Below are 25,465 nucleotides of genomic sequence, written 5' to 3'. Positions count from 1 at the left end.
AGCATCTTTCCGCGGAGACAGTCTGGATTGCTTCGCTTCGCTCGCAATGACGAGAGAAAAATGAGCAGCCCAGCATGCAGTTCGCTCTGAACGAGGATCAGGTCGCGGTTCGCGACATGGCGTTGGCGTTTGCGGCCGAGAAGATCGCGCCGCACGCGTTGCGCTGGGACGAGGAAAAGCATTTCCCCGTCGACGTGATGCGCGAGGCGGCGACCCTCGGCATGGGCGGCATCTACATCCGCGAGGATGTCGGTGGTTCCGCCATGACGCGGTTCGACGCGGCGCTGATCTTCGAGGCGCTGGCGACGGGCTGTCCGACCACCTCGGCCTTCATCTCCATCCACAACATGGCGTCCTGGATGATCGATGCCTTCGGCAGCGACACCCAGCGCCACAAATGGTTGCCAAAACTCTGCTCGATGGAGCTGATCGCGAGCTACTGCCTGACCGAGCCGGGCGCCGGCTCCGATGCGGCAGCGCTGCGCACCCGTGCCGCGCGCGACGGCGACCATTACGTCCTCAACGGCCAGAAGCAGTTCATCTCCGGCGCCGGCGGCACGGATCTTCTTGTCGCCATGGTCCGAACTGGCGGTGACGGCCCCGGCGGCATGTCGACCCTCGTGGTCGACGGCAACACGCCCGGCGTCTCCTACGGCGCCAACGAGCGCAAGATGGGCTGGAATGCGCAGCCGACCCGCGCCGTGATGTTCGAGAACGCGCGCGTGCCGGTCGCGAACCGGCTGGGCGAGGAGGGCATCGGCTTCAAGATCGCGATGGCCGGCCTTGACGGTGGCCGCCTCAACATCACCGCATGCTCGCTCGGCGGCGCGCAGACCGCGCTCGACAAGGCGCGCACCTACATGAAGGAGCGCAAGGCTTTTGGAAAACGTCTCGACGAATTCCAGGCATTGCAATTCCGGCTCGCCGACATGGCGATCGAGCTCGAGGCCGCGCGCACCTTCCTGTGGCGCGCAGCGGCCGCGCTCGACCGCAAGGACCCCGATGCCACCATGCTCTGCGCGATGGCAAAGCGCTTCGGCACCGATGTCGGCTTCGAGGTCGCCAACCAGGCGCTCCAGCTCCATGGCGGCTACGGCTATCTCAGCGAATACGGCATCGAGAAGATCGTGCGCGATCTGCGCGTGCACCAGATCCTCGAAGGCACCAATGAAATCATGCGGCTCATCGTGGCGCGCAAATTGATCGAGGGCGCGCGATGAGTTCAGTGGAGGAGGGCGATCTGGTCGCCCGCGTCGAGGGTGCGGCCGGCGTGATCCGGCTCAACCGTCCGAAGGCGATCAACGCCGTGACGCTGGAGATGTTTCGCGACATCGAAAAGGCGCTCGACCGCTTCGAGGCTGATCCGGCCGTCGCCGTGGTCCTGCTGGAGGGGGCCGGCGAGCGCGGCCTGTGCGCCGGCGGCGACATCCGCACGCTCTGGGAAAGCTCGAAGGTCAATGGTGACCTCGGCAAGATCCTGTGGCGCGAGGAGTACATCCTCAACGCCCGGATCAAGAAGTTTCCGAAACCGTATATCGCGTTCATGGACGGCATCGTGATGGGCGGTGGCGTCGGGCTCTCCGCCCACGCCAGCCACCGCGTCGTCACCGACCGCACCAGGCTCGCGATGCCCGAGGTCGGGCTCGGCTTCTTCCCTGATGTCGGCGGCACCTTTCTGTTGTCGCGCTCGCCGGGCGAGATCGGCACGTATTTCGGCCTGACCGGCCAGACCATGAACGGGCCCGATGCGATCCATGCGAGGTTCGCCGATGCTGTCGTGCCGGCCGCCAAATGGCCGGAGCTGCGCAGCGCGCTGACGAAGGTTGGTCAGGGGGCGACTGCGGCCGACGTGAGCAAACTCGTCAACGGCTTTGCGACCGGTGAGACCGCGGGGCCGGTCGGCGCGAAAGAGCCTGTTATCGACGCGTTGTTCGGCTTCGACCGCATGGAGGACATCGTCGCTGCGCTCAAGCGCGACGGCTCCGAGTTCGCGCAGGCGACGCTGAAGACGCTCAACGAGAAATCGCCGCGCGGCATGGTGGTGACGTTGAAGCTGCTGCGGCTCGCGCGCACCGCATCGAGCCTGGAAGAGTGCCTGGTGCGCGAATATCGCGCCGCGCTGGAGGTCTTTCGCAGCGACGATTTCCGCGAAGGCGTGCGCGCGGCCGTGATCGACAAGGACCGCAATCCGACCTGGTCGCCGCCGCGCATCGAGGACGTGACGCCGGCGATGATTGCGCCGTATTTCGCCGAGATCGGCGCCGACGAACTGAAGTTCAACTAATCAACGAAACGTCTAGCGGAGGATATCGATATGGCCACGATCGCATTCATCGGTCTCGGCAACATGGGCGGCCCGATGGCGGCCAATTTGGTCAAGGCCGGCCACAAGGTGATGGCGTTCGATCTCGCCGAGGCCTCCCGCAACCAGGCCAAGGCCGATGGCGCCGGCATTGCCGACAGCGCTGCGGGTGCGGTGAAGGGAGCCGATGTCGTCGTCACCATGCTGCCGGCTGGCAAGCACGTGCTCGGCGTCTGGAGCGAGGTTGTTCCGGCCATGGCCAAGGGCGCGCTGATCATCGACAGTTCCACCATCGACGTCGAGAGCGCGCGTCAGGCGCATGCGCTGGCGGCCAAGCACGGCGTGCTCTCGGTCGACGCGCCGGTGTCCGGCGGTACGGGTGGTGCCAAGGGCGCGACGCTCACCTTCATGTGCGGCGGCGAGGAGGGCGCGTTTGCTGCGGCAAAGCCCGTGCTGGAGAAGATGGGCAAGAAGATCGTGCATTGCGGCGGCGCCGGCGCAGGTCAGGCGGCCAAGATCTGCAACAACATGATCCTCGGCATCTCCATGATCGCGGTGAGCGAGGCCTTTGCGTTGGCTGAGAAGCTCGGGCTCTCGCATCAGGCGCTGTTCGACGTCGCCTCGACCTCGTCGGGCCAGTGCTGGTCGCTGACGACCTATTGCCCGGTGCCGGGCCCGGTGCCGACCTCGCCCGCCAACAACGATTACAAGCCGGGCTTTGCCTCGGCGCTGATGGTAAAGGATCTGACGCTGGCGCAGGACGCCGCAAAGGCCGCGGGCGCGGCCACGCCGCTCGGCAAGCATGCGCAGGAGATCTATCAGTCCTTCGATGCCGCCGGGCAGGGCGGGGTGGATTTTTCCGGAATTATCAAGCACGTTAGGGGGCTAGCCGGGAAAGCCTAATGACGACATTTCAGGACGCGCGCGCGTTTCTGCTAAAACACCGCACGGATTACGAGACAGCGGTCAAAGACTTCCGCTGGCCCGATCCGGTTCCCTTCAATTGGGCGCTCGACTGGTTCGACGAGCTCGCGAAGGATGCGGACGCCAAGGACCGGCCCGCGCTCTGGATCGTCGATGCCGCACAGGACAAGCAAACCAAGCTGTCTTTCGCGGCGCTCTCGCAGCGCTCCAACCAAGTCGCTAACTTCCTACGCGCGCAGGGCCTGAAGCGCGGCGACCATCTCCTGCTGCTGCTCGGCAATGTGGTGCCGTTGTGGGAGACGATGCTGGCTGTGATGAAGCTCGGCGTCGTCGTGATTCCCGCGACCACGCTGCTCACCGCGGACGAGCTGCGCGACCGGCTCGATCGCGGCAAGGCGAAGGCGGTGGTGGCAGCGCAAGACCAGGTCGCGAAATTCGCAAGCCTTGGTGCCGAGAATGTTGTCCGCATCGTCGTCGGTGCGGCTTCCGATGGCTGGCTTGCCTATGACGAGGCAGCGAAGGCTTCGGAGAGCTTTACGGCTGACGGTCCGACCAATGCCGACGACCCGATGCTGCTCTATTTCACCTCGGGCACCACGGCAAAACCAAAGCTCGTGCTGCATAGCCAGCGCAGCTATCCCGTCGGCCATCTCTCCACGATGTACTGGATCGGGCTGAAGCCGGGCGACGTCCATCTCAACATCTCATCACCCGGCTGGGCCAAGCACGCCTGGAGCTGTTTCTTCGCGCCGTGGAATGCAGGCGCGACCGTGTTCGTGGTCAACCAGCCGCGCTTCGATGCCAAGGGGCTGCTTGCCACCATCGGCCGCTGCGGCGTCACCACGCTGTGTGCGCCGCCGACGGTGTGGCGGCTGTTCATCCAGGAGAACCTTGCGTCGTTCAAGGTGAGCTTGCGCGAGGTCTGCGGCGCTGGCGAGCCGCTCAATCCGGAAGTGATCGACCAGGTGCAGGCCGCCTGGGGCCTCACCATCCGCGACGGCTACGGCCAGACCGAGACCACCGCACTGGCCGGCAACTCGCCGGGGCAAAAGATCAAGGTCGGCTCGATGGGCCGGCCGCTGCCGGGCTATCGCGTACAGGTCAGCGACGCCGACGGCCATCCGGCGAAGGAAGGCGAGGTGGCCCTGGTGCTGGGTGCTGACCGTCCGGCCGGCCTGATGCAGGGTTATCAGGGCGACGACGGCAAGCTCTCGGGCGCGGAAGGCACGCTCTACCGCAGCGGTGACGTCGTGTTCGCGGACGAGGATGGCTATCTCACCTTCGTTGGCCGTTCCGACGACGTGTTCAAATCCTCCGACTATCGCATCAGCCCGTTCGAGCTCGAGAGCGTGCTGCTCGAGCATGAGCTCGTCGCAGAAGCTGCGGTGGTGCCGAGCCCGGACCCGATCCGGCTCGCGATCCCCAAGGCCTTTGTGCTGCTGACATCAGGTGCGGAGCGCTCGCCCGAGACCGCGCTGTCCATCTTCAGGCATCTGCACACGCGCCTTGCACCGTTCAAGCGCATCCGCCGCCTTGAAATCGTCACCGAGCTGCCGAAGACGATCTCGGGCAAGATCCGCCGCGTGCAGCTGCGACGGCTGGAGCGCGACGACGACCGCAACGATCCGCTGCGCGGTCGCGAATTCCGGGAAGAGGATTTTCCGGAGCTGCCGAAAACACGGAGTGAGACCTAAGTGAACGAAGTCTGGAAGAAGCCGCCGATTTCCCTCGAAGCCTATCAGGCCATGGTCGGCAAGGAGATCGGCGTGTCGTCGTGGCACCTGGTCGATCAGCCCCGCATCGACACCTATGCCGACGTGATTGAGGATCACCAGTTCATCCATGTCGATCCGGAGCGCGCGAAGAAAGAGACCGCCTTCGGCACCACCATCGCCCACGGCTTCCTGACGATGTCGCTGCTGTCGATCATGTCGTACGAGGTGATGCCGGTCATCGCCGGCACCACGATGGGCGTCAATTACGGCTTCGACAAGCTGCGCTTCATCTCGCCGGTGCGCTCGGGCAAGCGCGTCCGCGGCCGTTTCATGTTGGCCGAAGCCAAGCTGCGCAAGCCCAACGAGTTGCAGTCCCGCACCAACGTCACGGTGGAGATCGAGGGCGAGGACAAGCCGGCGCTGGTCGCCGACTGGCTGGGGTTGATCTATTTCGCCTGACCCGATGTGTCGTTGCCGGGCTTGACCCGGCAACCCATCGCTGCTCAAAAGCTGACCAAATCGCGCTCGGTGCACCCTCTCCCCTTGTGGGAGAGGGTGGCGAAATCGAGCGGAGCGAGATGAAGCCGGGTGAGGGGTATCTCTCCACACGCTCATCTGCCGAGAGAGACCCCTCATCCGGCGCTTCGCGCCACCTTCTCCCACAAGGGGAGAAGGGAAGAAAGCACAAGGACTCACAATGGCAATCAGGTTCGACGGACGTGTCGCCATCGTCACCGGCGCGGGTAATGGCCTCGGACGCGCGCATGCGCTGGGGCTGGCCAGCCGCGGCGCAAAAGTCGTCGTCAACGATTTCGGCGGCGCGCGTGACGGCAGCGGCGGCTCGCTGTCGCCGGCCGAAGCCGTCGTCGAGGAGATCCGCAAAGCCGGCGGCACCGCGATGGCCGACGGCGCCGACGTCTCCAATTTCGAGCAGGTCACCGCCATGGTCGAGCGCGCCACCAAGGAGTGGGGCAGCGTTGACCTGATGTGCGCCAACGCAGGCATCCTGCGCGACAAGTCGTTCGGCAAGATGGAGGCCGCCGATTTCCAGAAGGTGCTCGACGTGCATCTCGTCGGCACCTTCTATTGCTGCAAGGCGGCCTGGGCCGGCATGCGCGACCGCAATTACGGCCGCATCGTGCTGACGACGTCGTCCTCAGGCCTCTACGGCAATTTCGGCCAGGCCAATTACGGCGCGGCCAAGTCTGGCATGGTCGGCCTGATGAACGTGCTGGCGGAAGAGGGCCGCAAGACCGACATCCGCGTCAACATCATCTCGCCGACCGCGGCGACCCGCATGACGGAAGAGCTGCTGCCGCCGCAGGCGCTGCAACTGATGAAGCCGAACGCGATCACGCCCGCTGTCGAGTACATGTTGAGCGAGGACGCACCGACCCGCACCATCATGGGCGCCGGTGCCGGCTCCTTCGCCGTGATCAAGATTGTGGAGAGCGAAGGCATCAACCTGCCGGAATCCGAATGGACGCCGGATGCGGTCGCCGCGCATTTCGCCGAGATCAGCGACATGTCGAAGGCGAAGGCGCTGCAGGGCGCGTTCGAGCAGACGCAGAAGTATGTGGCGCAGGCCGCGGCACGGGCGGGGATCAAGCTCTGACTGACGTCGCCGTCATCGGTGCCGGTCCCGCCGGGTTGATGGCGGCGGAGGTGCTGGCGCAGGGCGACGCCCGCGTCACTGTCTACGATGCCATGCCGTCCGCGGGCCGCAAATTCCTGATGGCTGGCCGCGGCGGGCTCAATCTCACCCACAGCGAGCCGCTGCCGGAGTTCATGGCGCGCTACCGCGAGGCAGCGCCGATGCTGCAAGCGGCGATCGCGGCGTTCTCGCCCGATGGGCTCCGCGCCTGGAGCGCGGCGCTGGGCGAGCCGACTTTCGTCGGCAGCAGCGGGCGCGTGTTTCCAAAGGCGTTCAAGGCCTCGCCCTTGCTGCGCGCCTGGCTGCGACGCCTCGACGCCGCCGGTGTGCGTTTCGCGTTTCGTCATCGCTGGACCGGCTGGGACGACCAAGGACGGCTTCGGTTTCAAACAGCCGACGGCGTGCAGGCCATCGCGGCCAAGGCCACAGTCCTCGCGCTCGGCGGCGCAAGCTGGCCGCGGCTGGGCTCCGACGGCGGCTGGGCCGATATCCTTGCGTCCAAAGGCGTTGCGGTCTCAAAGCTGCGGCCGGCCAATTCCGGCTTCACCGTCGCATGGTCCGATGTGTTCCGCGACCGCTTCGAGGGCCAGCCGCTCAAGGGCGTGGCGCTGAGGATCGGGGCGCATACGGTCCGTGGCGAAGCCATGATCACGCGCAGCGGCATCGAAGGTGGCGCCATCTACGCGTTGTCGGCCGAGCTGCGCGAGGCGGTGCTGGGTCTTGGGCAGGCGACGCTGACGATCGCATTGCGGCCCGAGCTCGACGTGGCCGCGCTGACCACGCGCCTGTCGGGCACGCGCAGCAAGCAATCGCTGGCGAACTTCCTGCGCAAGGCGGCGCAGCTGTCGCCGGTCGGCATCGGCCTGATGCAGGAGGCCGCCATCGCATCCGGCCGTCCGCTGGCGACGTTCTCGCCGGCGGACCTTGCGAAGCTGATCAACGCCATTCCGGTTCAGCTCACCGGCGTTGCCCCGATCGAGCGCGCGATCTCGACGGCGGGCGGGATCACCTTCGACGAGATCGACGACCACTTCATGCTGCGCAAGCTGCCCGGCGTCTTCGCCGCCGGCGAGATGCTGGACTGGGAGGCGCCGACCGGCGGCTATCTGTTGCAGGCGTCGTTTGCGACGGGGGCGGCGGCCGGAAGGGGCGTGTTGCGATGGCTCGCGTCGTCCTGATCACGACGTACCGGTCCTGGTCAGAAGATCGGTGAGAAGACCTAGCACACCAAAGCTCGCCGCGACCACGCAGACAGCGGTCCAGCCGCCAAAACTCCAGGCCAGCGAGGCCGCTGCGGAGCCGACGCCGCCGCCGATGAAGAACAGCGCAACGAACAGGCCGTTGATGCGGCCGCGCGCCTCGGGGTGCAGCAGATTGATGGCGCGGCGGCCGAGCGTCTGGTCGGCGGTGATGCCGACGTCGAGCAGGATCGTGCCGAGGCTCAATACCAGCAGAGCCGCCATGCGGGACTCCATCGCACCGGCCACGGCGCAGAGCGCGAGCGAGCCGATAATGAGCAGATGCGCCACAAGAAACAGCGGGCGCGCCCAGCCCTTATCGCCCCAGCGGCCAGCGAGCGGTGTCGCCGCGGCGCCTGCTACGCCGATCAGCGCGAAGGCCGCGATGCCCTTGGAGTCGAGGCCGAATGGCGCCTCCGGCAGGCGGAGCGCGACCGCCGACCAGAAGGCGGTGAAGGAGGCCATGACCAGCGATGCGGTCCAGGCCCGCACGCGCAGCACAGGTTCTTCCCGCAGCAGCTTTGGGAACGAGCGGAGCAATTCGCCGTAGCCGACGCGGGCTGCCGGTCGCAGCGTCGGCAGATAACGGCCGAGCGCACCCGCGAGGAACGTCATCAGGATGGCTGAGGCGAGATAATAGGCACGCCAGCTCCAGAGATCTGCGATCAGGCTCGCTGCTGGCCGCGACAGCAGGATGCCGATCATCAATCCGCTCATGACTTCACCGATGGCCTGGCCGCGACGCTCGGGCGCCACCATCGAAACCACGAGCGGAACCATCATCTGGATCGCGGCGCAGGAGGCGCCGAGAATGAACGTGGCGAGCAATAGCAGCGACGGCGTCGGCGCTAGCGCCGTTGCCAGCGCCGCGAAGATCGCGCAGCCGAGCGTGCGCAGGATCAGGCGCCGGTTCTCGATGAGATCGACCAGCGGCACCAGCAACAACAGGCCGAGCGCATAGCCGAGCAGCGTTAGCGTGCTGACGAGGCCAGCCTGCCAGGCGGTCATGGCCAGCGACCGGCCGATCAGTCCAACGAGGATCTGCGGCGCGAACAAATTGGTGACCACGACGCCGGTGGTGATGGCGCCGAGCCAGATCAGGGATCGCTCGGCAAGTTGCTTCGGGGATGCGAGCTTGGTGGTTTCGGAGATGGTCATGGGACCTCGCGGGCAGGGTACGGGGTCCCCTTTAAGCGGGGTGACTAATATGCTACAATTCAATTAAGACTATAAAGAATATGCGAGTTCGTTATGAATACCCATGACCTTGTCGCCTTCGTCGCTGTGGTCGAGACCGGATCAATCGTTGCCGCCTCGACGCGCCTCAATCTCACGCAGCCTGGCGTAACCCGGCGCATCCAGAATCTCGAGGAGATGCTGGGCGCGCAGTTGTTGGACCGCCTGTCGAAACCGTTGAAGCCCACGGCCGCAGGTCGTGAGGCCTATGAGCAGGGCCGGCGCCTTCTTCGGATGCTGGACGACCTCAAGTCAGGCGTCGCCAATGACGGCGTTGTGCGCGGCGAGTTTAGGCTCGGCCTCACGCCGTTTCTCTCCGAGGCCGGACTCAGCGCGCCGCTCGACGCGGTGCGTGCCGAATTTCCGGCACTGAGCGTGCGCGTTGTCTCGGGCTGGTCGCCCAACCAAGTCGAGCGGGTCAGCCGCAACGAGCTGGATGCCGCCGCGATCTGCCTGCCTGACGGGGCAATGCCGCCTGCCGATCTCGTCGCCGACGATCTCGGGTCGCAGCCGGTGGTGTTCGTCGTCGCGCGCGACATGAAGATTCCGCGCACCGTCGACCTGGAGCGCCTGTCGCAGCTCTCGTGGGTGATCAACCAGGACGGTTGCGGATTTCGCGACACACTCAAGCGTCGCTTCGATGCAGAGCATTTACCGTTTACCGTCGCTGTGGAGGCGCTGGACAGCGAGCTTCGGCTGTCGCTGGTGTCACGCGGTCTGGGCGTCGGCCTGGTCACGCCGATCGGGCTGAAGCGCAGCGCATTTCGCGACAAGCTCAAGCCGGTCGCTGCGCGGGAGTTCAATCCCGCCGTGCGCGCATGGCTGGTGCATCGCCCGCCGGCCGGGCGACTGACTCGCCCGATCAACCTGTTCCGCGACGGACTGGATCGGGAGCTGCAAGCTCTAATTCGCGCCTAGCGCAGCTTCCCGCGCGCCGCCACCGGCAGCGTGCCGATGATCTCCTCGCCGCGCACCATCACCACCTCGTCCATCATGTTAACGACGACGCAGACGTGGTTCGGCACGATGCGGACGACGTCGCCGACATTGGGGCGCGTGTTGCTGCGGGAGAGGTCGAGGAAGCCGTGCTCCTCGGCGAAGCGCGCAATTTTTGCTTCGGGGTGCTCCAGGATCAGGCCGTGGCCGTCGAGCCCGCCGGTGTCCGTCGTCAGCGTCTTCGAGCCGGCGTCCAGAATGCCGCGCTCGGGCGCGGCGCGGCTGACGACCGTCGAATAGATGTGCAGCGCGCAGTCGTCCCAGGTGGCGGAGCCGGCGGCGACCTGCATGCGGTCATTGTAGATGTAGGTGCCGAAGCGATGCTCGGTGCCGCCCTTGAGCTTGCCGAGATTCTTCAGGTTCGGCGTACCGCCGGTCGAGACGATCTTGGCGTCCAGTCCGTGCGCGCGCACGCCGGCCAGCGCCTCGTCGTAGAATTTCTGCGCGTCGGCCCAGCCGGTCTCGGTCGGGTACAGCATGAGCCGGCGAATTCGAGCCCCTTGGACCCGGCTATCTCGCGGGCCAGCGCAATCGCCTCAGCCGGGGTCTCGACGCCCGCGCGCTTGCGCCCCGTGTCGCATTGGACCACGACCGAGAGCGGACGCCCCGAGGCTGCGGCCGCCCTGGGCAGGCCGGCGACGACCGTCGAATTGTCGGCGGCGACCGTCATGTTCGCCTTCGCCTGCAGCGCGCCGAGGCGCGCCATCTTCTCTTCGCCGAGCAGATTGTAGCTGATCAGGATGTCGTCGATGCCGGCATTGGCCATGATCTCGGCCTCGCCGAGCTTCTGGCAGGTGATGCCCTTGGCGCCCGCTGCGACCTGCAGCTTCGCGATCGTCGGGTTCTTGTGCGTCTTGATGTGCGGCCGGTTGGCGACACCCGCATCGTCGCAGGCCTTCTGGATCCGCGCGATGTTGCGCTCGACCCGGTCCATGTCGATGACGGCGCAGGGCGTGCCATATTCACGGGCGATCTTGGCGGCGAGGGGAGTGGTCATGAGTTAAGCCTGTTCAATCTCTTCGCGGAGCATTTCCAGTTCGAGCCAGCGCTCTTCGGCGGCGGACAATTCGTCGTGCGCCTTGGCGATGGCGGCGGAGGTGTCGTCGAATTTCTTGCGGTCTTTGGTGTAGAGATTGGGATCATCGAGGAAGCGCTGCAGCTTGGCAATGTCGGCGTGCAGGGTCTCGATCTTCTTCGGCAGCGTTTCCAGCGCGTGCTTCTCGTTGAAGCTCAGCCGCCGCTTTGCCGTGGCAGACGGAGCAGCTGGCCGCTCCTCTTTCTTTTCCGCGGGGGCTTGCGCCTTCGTGGTCTCGCGCTTGAGGTCGGCACCGCGCTGCGCCAGCATGTCGCTGTAGCCGCCGGCATATTCGGTCCACTTGCCGTTGCCTTCGGGGGCGATCACGGACGTGACGACGCGGTCAAGGAAGTCGCGGTCGTGGCTGATCAGGATCACCGTGCCCTCGTAGTCGCCGAGCATGTCCTCGAGCACGTCAAGCGTTTCGAGGTCGAGATCGTTGGTCGGTTCGTCCAGCACCAGCAGGTTCGAGGGCTTTGCCAGCGCGCGCGCCAGCATCAGCCTGCCGCGCTCACCGCCCGAGAGCACCTCGACAGGCGTGCCGCGCTGCTCCTGGGCGAACAGGAAGTCCTTCATGTAGCCGACCACATGCTTCGGTTTGCCGCCGACCATGATCTGGTCGCCACGGCCGCCGGTTAGCGCCTCGGCCAGCGTCGATTTGGGATCGAGGCTTTCGCGGTGCTGGTCGAGCGTGGCCGTCTCAAGATTGGCGCCGAGCCGCACGATGCCGGAATCAGGCTCCGCGCCGCCGGTCAGCAGGTTGACCAGCGTGGTCTTGCCGGCGCCGTTCGGCCCGACGATGCCGAGCCGGTCGCCGCGCTGGATGCGGGTGGAAAAATTGTCGACGATCACGCGGTCGCCGAAGGCCTTGGTGATGCCCTTGGCCTCGATCACCAGCTTGCCGGATTGCTCCGCTTCGGACGCAGCGAGACTGGCGGTGCCGGCCGTGCCGCGATAGTTGCGGCGCTGGTCGCGCAGTGCATGCAGATTGCCGAGCCGCTTGACGTTGCGCTTGCGGCGGCCGGAGACGCCGTGGCGCAGCCAGTGCTCCTCGTCGACGATCTTGCGGTCGAGCTTGTGCTGGTCGCGCTCTTCCTCGGCGAGCACCTCGTCGCGCCAGCTCTCGAACGAGGCGAAGCCACGATCGATCTGCTTGATCTTGCCGCGGTCGAGCCATGCGGTCGAGCGCGAGAGATTGGTGAGGAAACGGCGGTCATGGCTGATGATCACCAGCGCGCCGCGGCGGCTGTCGAGCTCCTTTTCCAGCCATTCGATGGTGGAGAGGTCCAGATGGTTGGTCGGCTCGTCCAGCAGCAATATGTCGGGCGAGGGCGCCAGCACGCGTGCCAGCGCGGCACGGCGGGCCTCGCCGCCGGAGACGTTGGCCGGGTTCTCGTTGCCGGTAAGCCCGAGCTGCTCCACGAGGTAGCGCGCCTGGTACGGATCGTCGCCGGGCGCGAGGCCCGCCTCGACATAGGCGAGCGTGGTCTTGTGGTCGCCGAAATCCGGCTCCTGCGGCAGATAGCGAACGGTGGCGCCGGGCTGCACGAAGCGCGTGCCGCCGTCGGGCTCGACCAGACCGGCCGCGATTTTCAGCAGCGTCGACTTGCCCGAGCCGTTGCGGCCGATCAGGCAGACGCGCTCGCTCGGCGCGACGTTGAGCTCGACGCCGCTCAGCAGCGGCGTGCCGCCAAAGGTGAGCTTGATGTCTTTGAGTTGGATCAGGGGCGGCGCCATGACTAGCCTTGATTCAAATTCTGGCTCGTCGCGGCCTGGTCGGCACGGCGGCGCTGGATCCGGCGCAGCGTCTGGTCGAGCGCGGAGAGGAACGCGGAGCGATCGCGCGGCGCGAACGACCGTGGGCCGCCGGTGACCTCGCCGGCCGAACGCAGATCTGTCATCAGATTGCGCACCGCCAGCGTCATCCCGATCGACTCTTCCGTGAACGGCTTGCCGTTCGGCGCGATCACGTCGGCGCCCGCTTTCACGCAACGGCTCGCCAGCGGAATGTCTGATGTCACGACGACGTCGCCCGGCTTGGCCCGCTCCGCGATCCAGTCGTCGGCGGCATCCATGCCGGCGCCGGCCGCGATCCGCTCGATCATCGGGTCCTGCGGAACGCGGATGAAGTTGCCGGCAACCACGCTCACGGGCACTCCGTGCCGGAGCGCGACGCGGTAGATCTCGTCCTTCACCGGGCAGGCGTCGGCGTCGACATAGATGCGGGTGGGGGTGTCAGTCATTCGCCGCGTGGTACCCCATTCGGGCCGCAAAGGCGAGGGGATTGACCGGTGTTCCCGGGGGCCTACGATCAACCCTGAAACAACAAGAATTCAGGGAAAGGCCCGCCATGCCGAACCGGCTCGAAACCTACCGCGTCGAGGCCTACAACACCGCCAAACAGTCCGAAAACAAGATGCATGACGACACGGTGGCGCGCCGCTTCGGCTTTTCCGGCGGGCTGGTCCCCGGCGTCGATGTCTTCGCCTACATGATGCACGTGCCGGTGGCCCGCTGGGGCCACGATTTCCTGTCGCGCGGGCTGGTCGAGGCCCGCTTCATCAAGCCGGTCTATGATGGCGAGACCGCCGATGTCGATGCGACCGAGCACAACGGCCTGCTCACGATCGAGGTCTTCAGCCGCACCGAGCTCTGCGCCACGGGGACAGCGTCGCTCCCGGCGGCCGCGCCCGTGGTGTCATTGAACGACTTTGTCGAGGTCGCGGCCATTGCCGAGCGCAAGCCTGTGAGCCCGGCAGCGTTCGAGGTGGGCAAATGGCTGGGCACGACGCCCCGACGCTGGGCTGGGCAGGATGCGACCGACTATCTTGCCGACATCAGGGAGGCCGATCCGATTTTTGCGCGCGAGGGGCTCGGCCATCCCGGCCTGATCCAGCGCGTGATGAACCGCGTCCTCGTCGACAACACGATTTTGGGCCCGTGGATCCATGTCGGCAGCCGCATGCAGCTGCTGTCAGCCGCGGGCGCCGGCGACGAGATCACCGCGCGGGCAAAAGTCACCGCGAACTACGAGAAGAAGGGCCACCGCTTCGTCGAGCTCGACGCGCTGGTCGTAGCCAACGGCACGACGCCGCTGGCGCACTGCCAGCATACTGCGATCTACCAGCCGCGCGAGCAGGCGGCGGCCTGAAAGCCAGTTGAGGTCTCCTTGCGCGCCCTCGTTTGTTTTGGAATAGCATTCCTTTTGTCACTCCAGGCGCTTTGCGTCGTGCATGCCGCCGCACCGGTGTCCGATAGTGTGTCGCTCAGCGAGCAGACGACGACGTGGAGCACCGTCAAGTTCGCCGTCGATGCGGAGAATGGCTTTGTCAACGGGTCGCTCGACAAGAGCGTGATCGTCGAACGCACTTTCAAATCCTACGTGCTTGAGAATCGATATCTGAGGGTAACGCTCGTGCCCGAATTCGGAGGGCGTATTCTTTCCATGGTCTACAAGCCGACCGGCCACGAGCAGCTTTATCGAACGGAAGTCGGAGTGCCCTACGGCATGAAGGCCGGAAATTTCTACTACGACTGGCTGATGGTGTACGGCGGAATCTTTCCCACGTTCCCGGATGCCGAGCACGGCAAGACGTGGCTGAAGCCGTGGGCTTTCCGGGTGGTGAAGGAGGGCGCCGGCGAAGTCACGGTCGTGATGTCGTTCCGTGATGACTTCGACTATTCCGCGCGGCCGAGCAAGTTCAGGGGCGCGACCGGCATCGAGGCGAACTATTACGTCACGCTGAAGGCCGATCGTGCCGCACTCGACGCGCGCGTGGTGCTGAAGAATCCGAACGACGAGGCTGTGCGATATGAGTACTGGATGTGCACGACGCTCGCTCCGGGATCGGAGCCGAAAAATCCCAGGGCAACGGGCGGCGCCGAAATCATCGCGCCGATCCGAACTTACACGACGCCTGCCTGGTCGACCAATCTGGCAGACGGCGACGAGAGCGCGGGTATGGGCAGGCGGCGCTTCGAAAATCTGCGCTACTTCAAGAACTGGCCAACGATGGGCATCGCCTATGCTGCACCAGATATGCAGGGCGGGAATTTCTGGGGCGTCATCAACCATGACAATGCAGAAGGAATTATTCGCATTGCGGACAATACTCTCACGCGGGGCTTGAAAATGTGGACGTGGGGGTTTCCGTCGTTCACCGGCGAAACCGATGCCCGGAAGGATCCGAACGAGTGGCGGCCGTATGTCGAATTATGGGCGGGCGTGTCAGATCAGTTTTTCCACAGCACAGACTTTCCCGCACGCAGTGAGGTGTCGATTCCGGAAACCTACAGCCCGACCGTCGGCATGAGCAACGTGACGCATGCGAACGAGAAAATCCTGATCAATTTCTCGGCCGAGGCGTCTCGCGCCGTTCTCGAGTTCTTCAGCGTCGAACCGGCCATCCCGTTGCTTGTCACGTTGAAACAGGGTGACACGGCTCTGTTCAGAGGGGTCGTGAGCGCCGATCCGAACAACGGAAATCGCATTTCGGCAGCGATTGCCGACGGCCGTAGCGGGGAAAAGATACGGCTAACGATCACGACCACGGAGGGAAAGGAGTTGATCGCCGCCGAAACGGCGATCAAGTGATCTCTTTCGGAATGCCGGTCGAACCCCCGGCGTTGTCACGATCGCGGAACTCCCCCTACGCCGCGTTACCCTTAGCATCCTGGATCGCACGCCACACCCGCTCCGGGGTCAGCGGCATATCGATGTGCTTGATGCCGTAGTCGGAGAGGGCGTCGAGTACCGCGTTTACCACCGTCGACAGGCTGCCGGCGCAGCCGGCTTCGCCGCAGCCCTTGCTGCCGAGCGGGTTGGTCGTGGCCGGCACCGGGTGATCGCCGACGGTCATGTTCGGAACGTCCTCCGCGCGCGGCAGCGCGTAGTCCATCAGCGAGCCCGTGATCGGCTGGCCGCTCTCGTCGTAGCGGACATGCTCCATCAGCGCCTGGCCGATGCCCTGGACGACGCCGCCATGAAGCTGGCCCGCGACCAGCAGCGGGTTGATCACCGTGCCGAAATCGTTGACCGCGCTGTAGCGCACGATCTGCACCACACCGGTATCAGGATCGATCTCGACCTCGGCGACGTGGCAGCCGTTCGGGAACGCCGAGGGCACCGGCTCGCTGGTATGGTCGACGTCGAGGCTGTCAGGCACGCCGTCCGGCACCTTGCCGTCATGCAGCTTCCTGGCGAGCTCCATGATGTCGATGCTGCGGTCGGTGCCGGCAATGGTGAAGCTGCCGTCGGCGAACTCGATGTCGGCCTCGGAGGCCTCCAGCATGTGCGCGGCGGCGCGCTTGCCCTTCTCGATCACGAGCTTGGCGGCGCCCACGATGGCCATGCCGCTTGCCGTGATGGAGCGCGAACCGCCGGTGCCGTTGCCGGTGTGGACGATGTCGCTGTCGCCTTGCTCCAGCTTCACGCTGTCGAACGGCACCCCTAGCTGCGCGCACAGCACCTGCGCGAATGCCGACGCGTGGCCCTGGCCGTAATCGAGTGTGCCGGTGTTGAGCTGTACCGAACCATCGGGATCGAACACGATCTTGCCGAGTTCGGGGCTCGGCGGCGCGGTGACCTCGAGATAGGAGCCGACGGCGATGCCGCGCAGCTTGCCGATCTTCTTGCTCTCTTTCTTGCGCTTGGTGAAGTTCTCGTGGTCGGAGATTTCGAGCGCCTTGTTGAACACCGCCTGGAAGTCGCCGCTGTCATAGGTCACGCCGGAGGAGGCCGGGAACGGCATCTGGTTCGGCTTGATGAAGTTGCGCTTGCGCAAGGTCAGCCGGTTGATGCCCATCTCGTCGGCGGCGCGGTCGATCAGCCGCTCCATGTAGTAGTTCGCCTCGGGCCGGCCGGCGCCGCGATAGGCGCCCATCAGTGTGGTGTTGGTGAGCACCGTCTTGATGTCGACGGCCATCAGCGGCGTGCGGTAGACGCTGGAAAAGTTCTTTCCGGTGTTGAGCGAAAGCGGCCCCGGCGCGACGCCGGTGATGTAGGCACCGAGATTGCCATAGCCTTCAAGCTTTGCCGCGAGGAAGTGCCCTTCGGCGTCGAGCGCCAGCTCGGCATGGATTTTCTGCGCACGGCCGTGGCTGTCGGAGAGGAAGCTGGTGGAGCGTTCGTCCAGCCACTTCACCGGGCGGCCAAGCTCCTTGGCCGCGTACAGGATGCACATGTATTCGGGGTAATTGACGTTCTTCATGCCGAAGGAGCCGCCGACATTGGCGGTGAGGACCCGCACCTTCTCGTTCGGCACCTTCAGATTCTTGGCGAGGTTGGCGCGGTTGCCCGCAACGCCCTGCGTCGGCATCTGGATGGTGTAGCGCTCGGTCTTCTTGTCGTAGGAGGCGAGCCCCACGCGCGGCTCCATCGAGACGACGGCGACGCGGGTGTTCTCGATGTCGACCTTGGTGACGTGGGCGGCACTGGCGAAGGCCGCGTTCACCTTGTCCATGTCGCCATAGTGGTAGTCGAGCGCGACATTGTTCGGGATGTGGTCATAGAGCAGCGGCGCACCGGGCCTGGCGGCTTCCTCGGGATCGGTCACCGCCGGCAGCGGCTCGATATCGAGCTCGACGGCTTCGGCGGCGTCGCGCGCCTGCGCCAGCGTGTCGGCGACCACGAAGGCGACGGGATCACCGACGAAACGGACCTTGTCGGTCGCCAGCGGCTGCCGGTTGGTCTGGAGCAGGGGGGAGCCGTCGCGGCTCTTCAGCGGCAGGCCGCAGGTGAAGGGGCCGTATCCGGCGGCATCGAGGTCCTTGCCGGTCCACACCCCCAGCACGCCGGGCATCGCCCTGGCGGCGTCGGTGCCGATGCCGCGAATGAGCCCATGGGCATGGGTGGAGCGGACGACCACGGCATGGGCCTGGCCGGGCAGGTTGAAATCGTCGGTGTAGCGGCCCTTGCCGCGCACCAGCGTATCGTCTTCCTTGCGGCGGACCGGCTGCCCGACGCCGTATTTTTGCAGTGCAATAGCGTTTTCGAGCGTGGACGATTTGGTGTGTTCTTGCATGGAATTGACCTGAAAAGCCGGCAATCGCGCGTTTTGGGGGGCGCCTGGAGGACCGGACCCACCAAAAATAACCCACGGTCCCGTTCACGACAACGCACGAATGGGCATGGTCCCATGTGATGCGTTGTTGCGCAGGCTTGCCGCGCTGCTAATGTTTCAGGCGAAAAAGCAATTCCAGATCGGCCCCATCGGGCCGCGGAAAGACAATTTGTATGAATGACCACACGCGGCTCCGCGACGGCCATGCGCCGCACGGTGGGCTGGAGGGGTCGATGGCGGCGGTGGCGTTGGCCCCCGAACCGGCCGTCGCCGCGCAAGCGCCGGGAACCGGCGTCTATGCGGCGCTGGACCTCGGCACCAACAATTGCAGGCTCCTGATCGCTTGTCCGACCAGCGACGGCTTTCGCGTGGTCGATTCCTTCTCGCGCATCATCCGGCTCGGCGAGGGCGTCTCGGCGACCGGCTGCATCAGCGAGGCCGCGATCGAGCGCGCCGTCGCCGCACTCAGCATCTGCCGCGACAAGATCAATTTGCGCAAAGCCAAGCGGCTGCGGCTGATCGCGACCGAAGCCTGCCGGGCCGCCTCGAATGCGGAAGGTTTCCGTAGCCGGGTCGCGGCCGAGACCGGCATCGAGCTCGAAGTGATCGACCGCGAGACCGAGGCCTCGCTCGCCGTGCTCGGCTGCGCGCCGCTGGTCGACCCCAGGGGCCGGGGCGCGATCCTGTTCGACATCGGCGGCGGCTCGACCGAGCTGGTGCGGATCGAGCGCGATCCGCAAAATCCGGAGCCGCGCATCAAGGCCTGGATGTCGATCCCGCTGGGCGTCGTGACGCTGGCCGAGCAATTCGGCGGCCGCGACGTCACGCCGGAAATCTATGCCGCGATGGAGCAGGAGGTCGCCAACCACGTCGCACCGTTCGCCGAAGCGCACGGCGGCGATCTCGCCGACATGCACCTGCTCGGCACCTCAGGCACGGTGACGACGCTCGCCGGCATCCATCTCAACCTCGCGCGCTACGACCGCCGCCGCATCGACAGCATCTGGATGAACGATTCCGACATCACCGCGACCATCAGCAAGCTGCTCGGCATGAGCTACGAGGAGCGCGCCAACAACAGCTGCATCAGCGTCGAGCGCGCCGATCTCGTGCTGGCCGGCTGCGCCATCCTCGATGCGATCCGCCGCGCCTTTCCGTTGCCGCGCCTGCGCGTCGCCGACCGGGGCCTGCGCGAAGGCATGCTGGTCGAGATGATGCGCGAGGACGGCGCACTCAGGAGCTGGTGAGATGGCCAAGGACACCACCGGCCGCTTGCACGTCCAGGTCAAGACCGGCGGCAAGCGCAAATTGTCGTCGAAGCTGTGGCTGGAGCGGCAGCTCAACGATCCCTATGTGGTCAAGGCGAAGGCGCTCGGCTATCGTTCGCGTGCCGCGTTCAAGCTGCTCGAGATCGACGACAAATACCGCCTGCTGAAACACGGCATGGCGGTGGTCGATCTCGGCGCTGCGCCGGGCGGCTGGAGCCAGATCGCCGCCAAGCGCGTCGGCTCGGTCGACGGCAAGGGCAAGGTGGTCGCGATCGACCTGTTGGACATGCCCGAGATTGCCGGCGTCGACTTCGCGCAGCTCGACTTCATGGACAACGACGCACCCGCGAAGCTCACTGCGATGCTCGGGGGCGGCGCCGACATCGTGATGTCCGACATGGCCGCCAACACCACCGGCCACCGCAAGACCGATCAGCTCCGCATTGTCGGCCTGATCGAGACGGCGGCCGCGTTCGCCTGCGACGTGCTGAAACCGGGCGGGGCATTCCTGGCCAAGACGTTCCAGAGCGGCGCCGACGCCGATCTGCTGGCCCAGCTCAAGCGCGATTTTGCGACAGTGCGGCATGTGAAGCCCGCGGCCAGCAGACAGGATTCCTCCGAGCGCTATGTGCTGGCGACGGGGTTTCGCGGCGGGCAGCCGGACCCGGGCTGACGTGTCACGCTCACATGAGCATGACATTCACATCGATAACATCTTGAGCTGATAGATCCATCATCTGCAATTCCAGCGGGTGAGATCAATCCATGCCGTGCCTTCATCGACAACGCTTGCGCGTTTGCAAGCATCGCCTGTCCCTTGCCTCGGTCTCCTTTCTGGCGTTGGCGTCGCTCGGCTTTGCTTCGGCGACGACGTCGCGTGCAGGGACGTCGATCACGGTCAGCACCCAGAGGCCTTACAATATCGGCCTCAGCGGCAACGACGATCTCGGTGATCTCAAGAAGATCTACCAGAGCGCGAACAGCCCGTCCGAGCAGGCTCTCGACCAGTTCAACCAGATCATCACCGATACCGGCATGAAGCGGACGCGCCTGCTGCTCAGCGATGTCTATTGCGATGTCGATCAGACCGGCGATGTGTTCGGGTACACGCAGGACGGCGTTTTCCATCCGGGCGACTGCCAGCCTCTGGCCTGGCATCTTGAGTGGGCCCTGGGTCGCGGGCTCTCGCCTCACGTGGCGGTCGCGGCCTTCATGCCGCCGCGCCTGGTGCAATACGGACCTGGCGAGAGTTGGAATCGGAACGGGCCGGCTCCGGCACTTTTCCAGAAATACGCCAACGCTCTCGTGCGCTATATCGCGAAGAAATCGTTCGACGGCGGGGCGTCATCCGTCATCTTCGAGGTCAGCAACGAGGCTGATATCGCCGATTCAGCCCCGGAGAACTGGAGTGACACCAATCCATCCGCCTACAGGCTCAAGCCATTGGGGTCATGGGGCCGTTGGCTGTGGTGGATCGATCCGGCCAAGTATGTCCTCCAGCAGTGGACCCCGCTGCAGACCCACGTGATGTCCAACGCCGAAGATCCGACCTTGTCGTACCCCTACGGGCTCGATGCGCGCCGTCTGCCCAGGCAGCTCTTGCCGGTTCAGAAGGTCTTCTCGCAGGCGATCGTGAACATCAGAAACGAACTCGCCGCCAACCAGAGTTATAACGGCAAGACGCTGGAAATGGCCGGGCCGGCCCTGGTCGGACTGAGCTTCAACTATTATCCGGCGGAGAATCGTCCGACGCTGGAGGAAGTCTTCCTCGACCAGACCTTCAATCCGCTGGCAGACACCTACTTGGCAAAATTCAACGCGCGGCTCGATCGTTTTTCGTTCCACTATTACGGCTCGACAGACGGCACCGGCGGTTTCGCGTTCTTCGACAATCTGGTCGACAAGGCCAAGGCCAAGCTGGACGCCTTGAAGAAGAACAATGCCAACATGCCCGACGTTAAACTGTTCCTGTCGGAATGGGGCCCTACGGCCTATGAGGCGACTGACGTCAATTATTCGCACAAGGGGGCGGCCTGGACGGCGGCGTTCCTGTCCGAAGCCGTGAAAAAGAAGATATCGATGGGGTCTTACCTCATTATCGGCGACGGCCAGGGGGATCCGAACATCACACCTTTCCACGGCCAGGCCAGCCTGCTGCACAAGGTGCCGCATGGCGATAACCCGGCCGATTACTACCCGAAGCCGGTCGCGAACCTCTTCAAGATGTACAACAAGATGTCAGGCCAGCGGGTGCAGGCTGCGCTCACCGGCGGGTCGGGCTCCCACCTCAACGCGTTCGCGACCTGGGATGGCGCTAACTCGACCGCGAACATCATGGTCTACAACTATGATCCGACACGTGTATTCGGCAACAACATTTCGACCGAGACGCCGGAGGGGATTTCGCTTGAGGTCGACAGCCTGCCGTTCAGCGACGGCTCGACCGTGACGATTGAGCGCTACCTGATCGATGCGAATACCAGCAACCTGGCGAAGTTCTATTCCGATCCGACCCACCCCGATCCCAACCTGCAGAGGATATTACTGCAGCGAACGATCAATAGCGGAAAGCTCGTCCTGACGGGCGACGCGCTCGGGCTGGGTGTCGTGCTCTACCGCATATTGCCGCCGACGGTGGTTCCCTAAGTTAGTTGAACGCAAACCAGACCTTGGCGACGAATGTCGCGCCGCACCAGTTCGAGACCAGGCCGTCCGGGTTGGTGATCGGATTGGCGCGGCCGCCCGGCCGCGCATTTGGATCGCCTGTAAAGACGAAGCAGTTTTCCTTCGACAGATTGGTGTCGTAGTAGCGCAGATCGAGGTTGAGCGCCTTGTGCGTGAACGTCACGCCGGCCTGCCAGTTGAGATAGGCGGGCAGCGGGAAGCCGCCGAGTTGCGAGGTCTGGTTGCCAAACCAGGAATAGCCGGCGGCGGTGGTGAACGACACGGTCAGGTTCTTCAGCAGAAACCGCTCCGGCACGTCGAAGCCGATGCCAGCCGCCACATATTGGCTCCAGGCGCCGGTGTTCGAGACGTTCGGAGAATAGGCGTAACCGCCGGCGACACGGAACTGATCGCCGATGCGTCGATCGCCGCGGACCACGATCTCCCAATAATTGATGCCGTTGGTCTCGCCAGGAAGTCTTTCACCGGGATAGGCGAAATAGGTCGCCCCAAGATCAAAATCGATCGTGGCAATCTGCGGGCGCACGCCGGCGGCAAAGGTGAGTTCGGCGGCCGGTTGGGTCGGCAGCTTGACGGTGGCGACCGTTGTGCCGGCGTAGAGCGGGCCCCATCTCGTCTCGAAGGCGGCGCCGGCTGCGGGGCCATGATCGGACAGCGTGGTCCCGCGATAGATGTAGTCGGATGCAAGCCCCGCGCGAGCGCTGAATTCGAGATCGTCGGCAGGCGTTGCGTGGGAGGTGTCGGCCGCCGACCAACCGCGGTTGCCGAGGCCGAGCGCCCCGGCCGGGGATTGGGCCAGCGCCAAACCGCCGGTCATGGGTGCAAGCCACAATCCGGCCAGCGCGGCAAATAAGGCGCCGCTTGCACCCCGAAACGATGCTTCGTGTCGCCGCAAGTCGATCATCCTCCCAGAGCGACCGCGATGCCAACCAGCGTACTACCGACAGCCACCATCGCAAGTCCCGCCACTGAAGGCCGCAGCCCGCTGCGAACCCCGAACACGTAACCGCAACAGAACAGCATCACGATGGCGACGGCATAGGAGACGCGCAGCGCCAGTCTGGCATCGCTCAGGAACAGGAACGGGATGACCACCGGGAAGGTCGACAGGAAGCTCAGCAGGCAAAGGCCGAGCGCTCCGATCCAGTCACGCTTCGTCAGCCCTGGACCGGGAGCCGGCTCAGGCAATTGTTGCAACCGTTGCCGCAGCGATTCCAATTGCTCTACGGGCAGCATGGCCGACAATTCCGGCGGCAGTGCGTCGGCAATGACGCGGCGCGCTGCTTCGGGATCCGGCGCCTTGCGGATCGCGCGGAGGGTCAGAATCTTGTCTCCCCGGTCATTGATGCGCGCCAGCAGATAAAGACCGCCGTCAACGATGCCCCAGGCGAGGTTGCAGCCGAGCGCACCGACCAGCATCGTCTGAACATTGATATTGGTCCCGGTCGCGACACCAAGCGAGCAGATGAAGGTAAGGGCCATGATCAGTCCGAACAAAGTCTCCGAGATCCGTTCCATCGGATCAAGTACGTCCCCGAACGGAGTATCCGGTCCCAATAGAGCCATGGCTTGGTCTTCGATCACCGTTTGCAGGTGTCATCGAGGCTCATGTCCGGCTTTCGCTCCTTGAGCTAGGTCAAGGCGGCTGGGCACGAGTGCTGGGCCGACCGGCCGGGGGAGGCCGCCCGTGCCCGCCACATCGTGGACGATTTTACGACGTCGGGTTCTGACCGACGTCGCTCGGGCCTGATAGCGCTTTACCCCAGCCTTTGATCCCGCACGTCCTGCGTATCCTCCGTCGCCGTCTTGACGGCGGCGGTCGCGGCGCTCTTTGCGGCCCCCTTGCGGCTGGCGATCTCCACCGCCTTGCGGCCGGAGATCTCGTGGCCGGCATCGGCGGGCATCTGCCAGAAGAACCAGCTCGACGCCGCCGAGGTCAGCGCGATCACGACGAAGGCCGGCGCGAACACGGTGGCGTCGATCTCGCTGACATGGTTGAACCACATCGTCGTTTCCACGCAGGCCGCGCCGACCGCGACGCCGGCGGAGACCGCGAGCTGCTGGTTGACGCTGACCAGCGTGGTGGCGCGGCTCATCTGCGCGGTCTCGACGTCGGCATAGGCCACCGTGTTGATCGCGGTGAACTCCAGCGAGCGGAAGAAGCCGCCGACCACCAGGATCACCAAGATGATGAGCAGCGGCGTCGTCACCGTGAACAGCGCGCAGACGCCGAGGAAGAACGCGCTGACGATCGCGTTCACCGTCATCAAATTGCGGAAGCCGAAGGTGCGGATGATGCGCGCGGCCAGCGTCTTCATGCCCATGGCGCCGAGCGAGGAGCCGAAGGTGACGAGGCCGGAATGGAAGGGCGACAGCCCGAATCCGATCTGCATCAGCAGCGGAAGCAGGAACGGTAGCGCGCCGATGCCGAGCCGGAACATGAAGCCGCCGAAAACGGCCGCGCGCAGCGTCGGCAGCTTCAGCAGCGAAAAATCCAGCACCGGCGAACCCGTCCGCCGCGCGTGCAGGACGTACAGTGTCATCGAGATCGCTCCGCCCACGACCAGCGCCGCGACCGTGCTCCAGGGCAGAAGGTTGAGCCCGGCGACGGACAGACCGAACGCGATGCCGGCGAGGCCAACGCCTGCGAGCACCATGCCGTAAAGATCGAACGGTTCCCGCGTCTCGCTCTTGATGGGATCGATGAAACGCAAGGCCATGAAGATGCCGAGCAGCCCGATCGGAATGTTGATCAGGAAGATCCAGTGCCATGACGCATAGGTCGTGATGAAGCCGCCGAGCGGCGGGCCGATCACGGGCCCGATGAGGGCAGGGACCGTCACCCAGGCCATCGCGTTGACCAGCGCGCTCTTGTCGACCGAGCGCAGCAGCACCAGGCGTCCGACCGGCGTCATCATCGCCCCGCCCATGCCCTGAAGGATGCGCGCGAATACGAAATCGGTGACGGAGGTCGAGAGTGCGCAGCCGATCGAGCCGACCATGAACACGCCGACCGCGATCGCGAACACCATGCGCGCGCCGAAACGGTCCGCAGTCCAGCCGCTCGCCGGGATGAACACCGCGAGCGACAGCAGATAGGAGGTGATGGCAAGCTTGAGCGTCAGCGGGCTCGTGCCGATGTCGGCCGCGATCGCGGGCAGCGAGGTGGCGATCACCGTCGAATCCATATTCTCCATAAAGAGAGCGGTGGCCACGATCAGCGGGATGACGCGTTGCTTGTCGACCATGACGGATTGGTAATGAAAATCAGAAGGAAAGGTGGACTTGCGGCTTATCACCGCCGCCCCGCC

At 65.1% G+C, this 25,465-nt stretch carries 20 protein-coding genes and 1 pseudogene; 13 read left to right on the top strand and 8 right to left on the bottom strand.

Annotated features, from left to right (window positions below):
- Positions 1-74 precede the first annotated feature (74 nt).
- The 7 genes from HAP41_RS28545 to HAP41_RS28515 all read left to right on the top strand — a co-directional run bounded on the left by HAP41_RS28545 (position 75) and on the right by HAP41_RS28515 (position 7,773).
- Positions 75-1,220, top strand: a complete 1,146-nt coding sequence (locus HAP41_RS28545) for an acyl-CoA dehydrogenase family protein (RefSeq protein WP_166095360.1) — start codon at positions 75-77, stop codon at positions 1,218-1,220.
- Positions 1,217-2,284 carry an enoyl-CoA hydratase/isomerase family protein gene (locus HAP41_RS28540; protein WP_166095366.1) on the top strand — a complete coding sequence of 356 codons (1,068 nt, stop codon included), beginning with the start codon at positions 1,217-1,219 and terminating at the stop codon, positions 2,282-2,284. The genes HAP41_RS28545 and HAP41_RS28540 overlap by 4 nt, the downstream gene beginning before the upstream one ends.
- Before the next feature lie 30 nt (positions 2,285-2,314).
- Positions 2,315-3,205, top strand: a complete 891-nt coding sequence (mmsB, locus tag HAP41_RS28535; RefSeq protein ID WP_166095384.1) for a 3-hydroxyisobutyrate dehydrogenase — start codon at positions 2,315-2,317, stop codon at positions 3,203-3,205.
- Positions 3,205-4,920 (top strand): AMP-binding protein, encoded by a 1,716-nt coding sequence (locus tag HAP41_RS28530; RefSeq protein ID WP_166095388.1) that lies wholly within the window; start codon positions 3,205-3,207, stop codon positions 4,918-4,920. Before mmsB ends, HAP41_RS28530 begins: the two co-directional genes overlap by 1 nt.
- Complete coding sequence (locus HAP41_RS28525; RefSeq protein ID WP_166095395.1) at positions 4,921-5,400, top strand: MaoC family dehydratase; 480 nt, start codon at positions 4,921-4,923, stop codon at positions 5,398-5,400. It abuts the gene before it with no gap.
- A gap of 238 nt (positions 5,401-5,638) precedes the next feature.
- Complete coding sequence (locus tag HAP41_RS28520) at positions 5,639-6,556, top strand: SDR family NAD(P)-dependent oxidoreductase (RefSeq protein ID WP_071914878.1); 918 nt, start codon at positions 5,639-5,641, stop codon at positions 6,554-6,556.
- 38 nt (positions 6,557-6,594) lie between these two features.
- Positions 6,595-7,773: a BaiN/RdsA family NAD(P)/FAD-dependent oxidoreductase gene (locus HAP41_RS28515; RefSeq protein WP_248577122.1), complete on the top strand. Its 1,179-nt coding sequence runs from the start codon at positions 6,595-6,597 to the stop codon at positions 7,771-7,773.
- Here HAP41_RS28515 and HAP41_RS28510 read toward each other — a convergent pair whose 3' ends face one another.
- Positions 7,774-8,991, bottom strand: a complete 1,218-nt coding sequence (locus HAP41_RS28510; protein ID WP_166095404.1) for an MFS transporter — start codon at positions 8,989-8,991, stop codon at positions 7,774-7,776. It abuts the gene before it with no gap.
- Between the two features lie 93 nt (positions 8,992-9,084).
- Here HAP41_RS28510 and HAP41_RS28505 point away from each other — a divergent pair, with 93 nt between their 5' ends.
- Positions 9,085-9,987 (top strand): LysR family transcriptional regulator, encoded by a 903-nt coding sequence (locus HAP41_RS28505; protein ID WP_166095420.1) that lies wholly within the window; start codon positions 9,085-9,087, stop codon positions 9,985-9,987.
- Here the strand turns inward: HAP41_RS28505 and HAP41_RS28500 are convergent.
- From HAP41_RS28500 to HAP41_RS28490, 3 genes and pseudogenes are all read right to left on the bottom strand, one after another.
- Positions 9,984-11,062: pseudogene (locus HAP41_RS28500) on the bottom strand (D-TA family PLP-dependent enzyme). The gene HAP41_RS28505 and the pseudogene HAP41_RS28500 sit on opposite strands and share 4 nt — an antisense overlap.
- A gap of 3 nt (positions 11,063-11,065) precedes the next feature.
- Positions 11,066-12,877: an ABC-F family ATP-binding cassette domain-containing protein gene (locus tag HAP41_RS28495; protein WP_166095436.1), complete on the bottom strand. Its 1,812-nt coding sequence runs from the start codon at positions 12,875-12,877 to the stop codon at positions 11,066-11,068.
- 2 nt (positions 12,878-12,879) lie between these two features.
- Positions 12,880-13,383, bottom strand: a complete 504-nt coding sequence (locus HAP41_RS28490; protein WP_063983805.1) for a YaiI/YqxD family protein — start codon at positions 13,381-13,383, stop codon at positions 12,880-12,882.
- A gap of 107 nt (positions 13,384-13,490) precedes the next feature.
- Between HAP41_RS28490 and HAP41_RS28485 the strand changes: the two genes are divergently transcribed.
- Both HAP41_RS28485 and HAP41_RS28480 read left to right on the top strand, forming a co-directional pair.
- On the top strand, positions 13,491-14,291 hold the full coding sequence (locus HAP41_RS28485) for a hypothetical protein (RefSeq protein WP_166095457.1): 801 nt from the start codon (positions 13,491-13,493) through the stop codon (positions 14,289-14,291).
- An 18-nt stretch (positions 14,292-14,309) separates the two neighbouring features.
- On the top strand, positions 14,310-15,734 hold the full coding sequence (locus tag HAP41_RS28480) for a DUF5107 domain-containing protein (protein ID WP_166095461.1): 1,425 nt from the start codon (positions 14,310-14,312) through the stop codon (positions 15,732-15,734).
- Between the two features lie 55 nt (positions 15,735-15,789).
- Here HAP41_RS28480 and HAP41_RS28475 read toward each other — a convergent pair whose 3' ends face one another.
- Positions 15,790-18,162 (bottom strand): xanthine dehydrogenase family protein molybdopterin-binding subunit, encoded by a 2,373-nt coding sequence (locus HAP41_RS28475; protein ID WP_166095465.1) that lies wholly within the window; start codon positions 18,160-18,162, stop codon positions 15,790-15,792.
- Positions 18,163-18,374: 212 nt separating this feature from the next.
- Here HAP41_RS28475 and HAP41_RS28470 point away from each other — a divergent pair, with 212 nt between their 5' ends.
- From HAP41_RS28470 to HAP41_RS28460, 3 genes are all read left to right on the top strand, one after another.
- Positions 18,375-19,448 (top strand): Ppx/GppA phosphatase family protein, encoded by a 1,074-nt coding sequence (locus HAP41_RS28470; protein ID WP_071914860.1) that lies wholly within the window; start codon positions 18,375-18,377, stop codon positions 19,446-19,448.
- Between the two features lies 1 nt (position 19,449).
- On the top strand, positions 19,450-20,142 hold the full coding sequence (locus HAP41_RS28465; RefSeq protein WP_063983800.1) for an RlmE family RNA methyltransferase: 693 nt from the start codon (positions 19,450-19,452) through the stop codon (positions 20,140-20,142).
- A 116-nt stretch (positions 20,143-20,258) separates the two neighbouring features.
- On the top strand, positions 20,259-22,115 hold the full coding sequence (locus HAP41_RS28460; protein WP_166095470.1) for a hypothetical protein: 1,857 nt from the start codon (positions 20,259-20,261) through the stop codon (positions 22,113-22,115).
- 1 nt (position 22,116) lies between these two features.
- Here HAP41_RS28460 and HAP41_RS28455 read toward each other — a convergent pair whose 3' ends face one another.
- From HAP41_RS28455 to HAP41_RS28445, 3 genes are all read right to left on the bottom strand, one after another.
- Positions 22,117-22,971, bottom strand: a complete 855-nt coding sequence (locus tag HAP41_RS28455) for a TorF family putative porin (RefSeq protein WP_166095474.1) — start codon at positions 22,969-22,971, stop codon at positions 22,117-22,119.
- An 83-nt stretch (positions 22,972-23,054) separates the two neighbouring features.
- Entirely contained in the window at positions 23,055-23,738 is a 684-nt protein-coding gene (locus HAP41_RS28450) for a VIT1/CCC1 transporter family protein (RefSeq protein WP_166095482.1), read from the bottom strand.
- A 173-nt stretch (positions 23,739-23,911) separates the two neighbouring features.
- Positions 23,912-25,402, bottom strand: a complete 1,491-nt coding sequence (locus HAP41_RS28445) for an MFS transporter (RefSeq protein ID WP_071914852.1) — start codon at positions 25,400-25,402, stop codon at positions 23,912-23,914.
- Positions 25,403-25,465: the final 63 nt, after the last annotated feature.

The sequence above is a fragment of the Bradyrhizobium barranii subsp. apii genome (assembly GCF_011516635.5).
Lineage (GTDB): Bacteria > Pseudomonadota > Alphaproteobacteria > Rhizobiales > Xanthobacteraceae > Bradyrhizobium > Bradyrhizobium barranii.
This window is presented reverse-complemented; position numbering and strand designations above follow the sequence as displayed.

What these genes read in the sequence shown, in the direction of transcription:
- HAP41_RS28545 (WP_166095360.1), top strand. Translation starts at nt 75, where the DNA reads ATGCAGTTCGCTCTGAACGAGGATCAGGTCGCGGTTCGCGACATGGCG.
- HAP41_RS28540 (WP_166095366.1), top strand. Translation starts at nt 1,217, where the DNA reads ATGAGTTCAGTGGAGGAGGGCGATCTGGTCGCCCGCGTCGAGGGTGCG.
- mmsB (WP_166095384.1), top strand. Translation starts at nt 2,315, where the DNA reads ATGGCCACGATCGCATTCATCGGTCTCGGCAACATGGGCGGCCCGATG.
- HAP41_RS28530 (WP_166095388.1), top strand. Translation starts at nt 3,205, where the DNA reads ATGACGACATTTCAGGACGCGCGCGCGTTTCTGCTAAAACACCGCACG.
- HAP41_RS28520 (WP_071914878.1), top strand. Translation starts at nt 5,639, where the DNA reads ATGGCAATCAGGTTCGACGGACGTGTCGCCATCGTCACCGGCGCGGGT.
- HAP41_RS28515 (WP_248577122.1), top strand. Translation starts at nt 6,595, where the DNA reads ATGGCGGCGGAGGTGCTGGCGCAGGGCGACGCCCGCGTCACTGTCTAC.
- HAP41_RS28510 (WP_166095404.1), bottom strand. Translation starts at nt 8,991, where the DNA reads ATGACCATCTCCGAAACCACCAAGCTCGCATCCCCGAAGCAACTTGCC.
- HAP41_RS28505 (WP_166095420.1), top strand. Translation starts at nt 9,085, where the DNA reads ATGAATACCCATGACCTTGTCGCCTTCGTCGCTGTGGTCGAGACCGGA.
- HAP41_RS28495 (WP_166095436.1), bottom strand. Translation starts at nt 12,877, where the DNA reads ATGGCGCCGCCCCTGATCCAACTCAAAGACATCAAGCTCACCTTTGGC.
- HAP41_RS28490 (WP_063983805.1), bottom strand. Translation starts at nt 13,383, where the DNA reads ATGACTGACACCCCCACCCGCATCTATGTCGACGCCGACGCCTGCCCG.
- HAP41_RS28485 (WP_166095457.1), top strand. Translation starts at nt 13,491, where the DNA reads ATGCCGAACCGGCTCGAAACCTACCGCGTCGAGGCCTACAACACCGCC.
- HAP41_RS28475 (WP_166095465.1), bottom strand. Translation starts at nt 18,162, where the DNA reads ATGCAAGAACACACCAAATCGTCCACGCTCGAAAACGCTATTGCACTG.
- HAP41_RS28470 (WP_071914860.1), top strand. Translation starts at nt 18,375, where the DNA reads ATGAATGACCACACGCGGCTCCGCGACGGCCATGCGCCGCACGGTGGG.
- HAP41_RS28465 (WP_063983800.1), top strand. Translation starts at nt 19,450, where the DNA reads ATGGCCAAGGACACCACCGGCCGCTTGCACGTCCAGGTCAAGACCGGC.
- HAP41_RS28455 (WP_166095474.1), bottom strand. Translation starts at nt 22,971, where the DNA reads ATGACCGGCGGTTTGGCGCTGGCCCAATCCCCGGCCGGGGCGCTCGGC.
- HAP41_RS28445 (WP_071914852.1), bottom strand. Translation starts at nt 25,402, where the DNA reads ATGGTCGACAAGCAACGCGTCATCCCGCTGATCGTGGCCACCGCTCTC.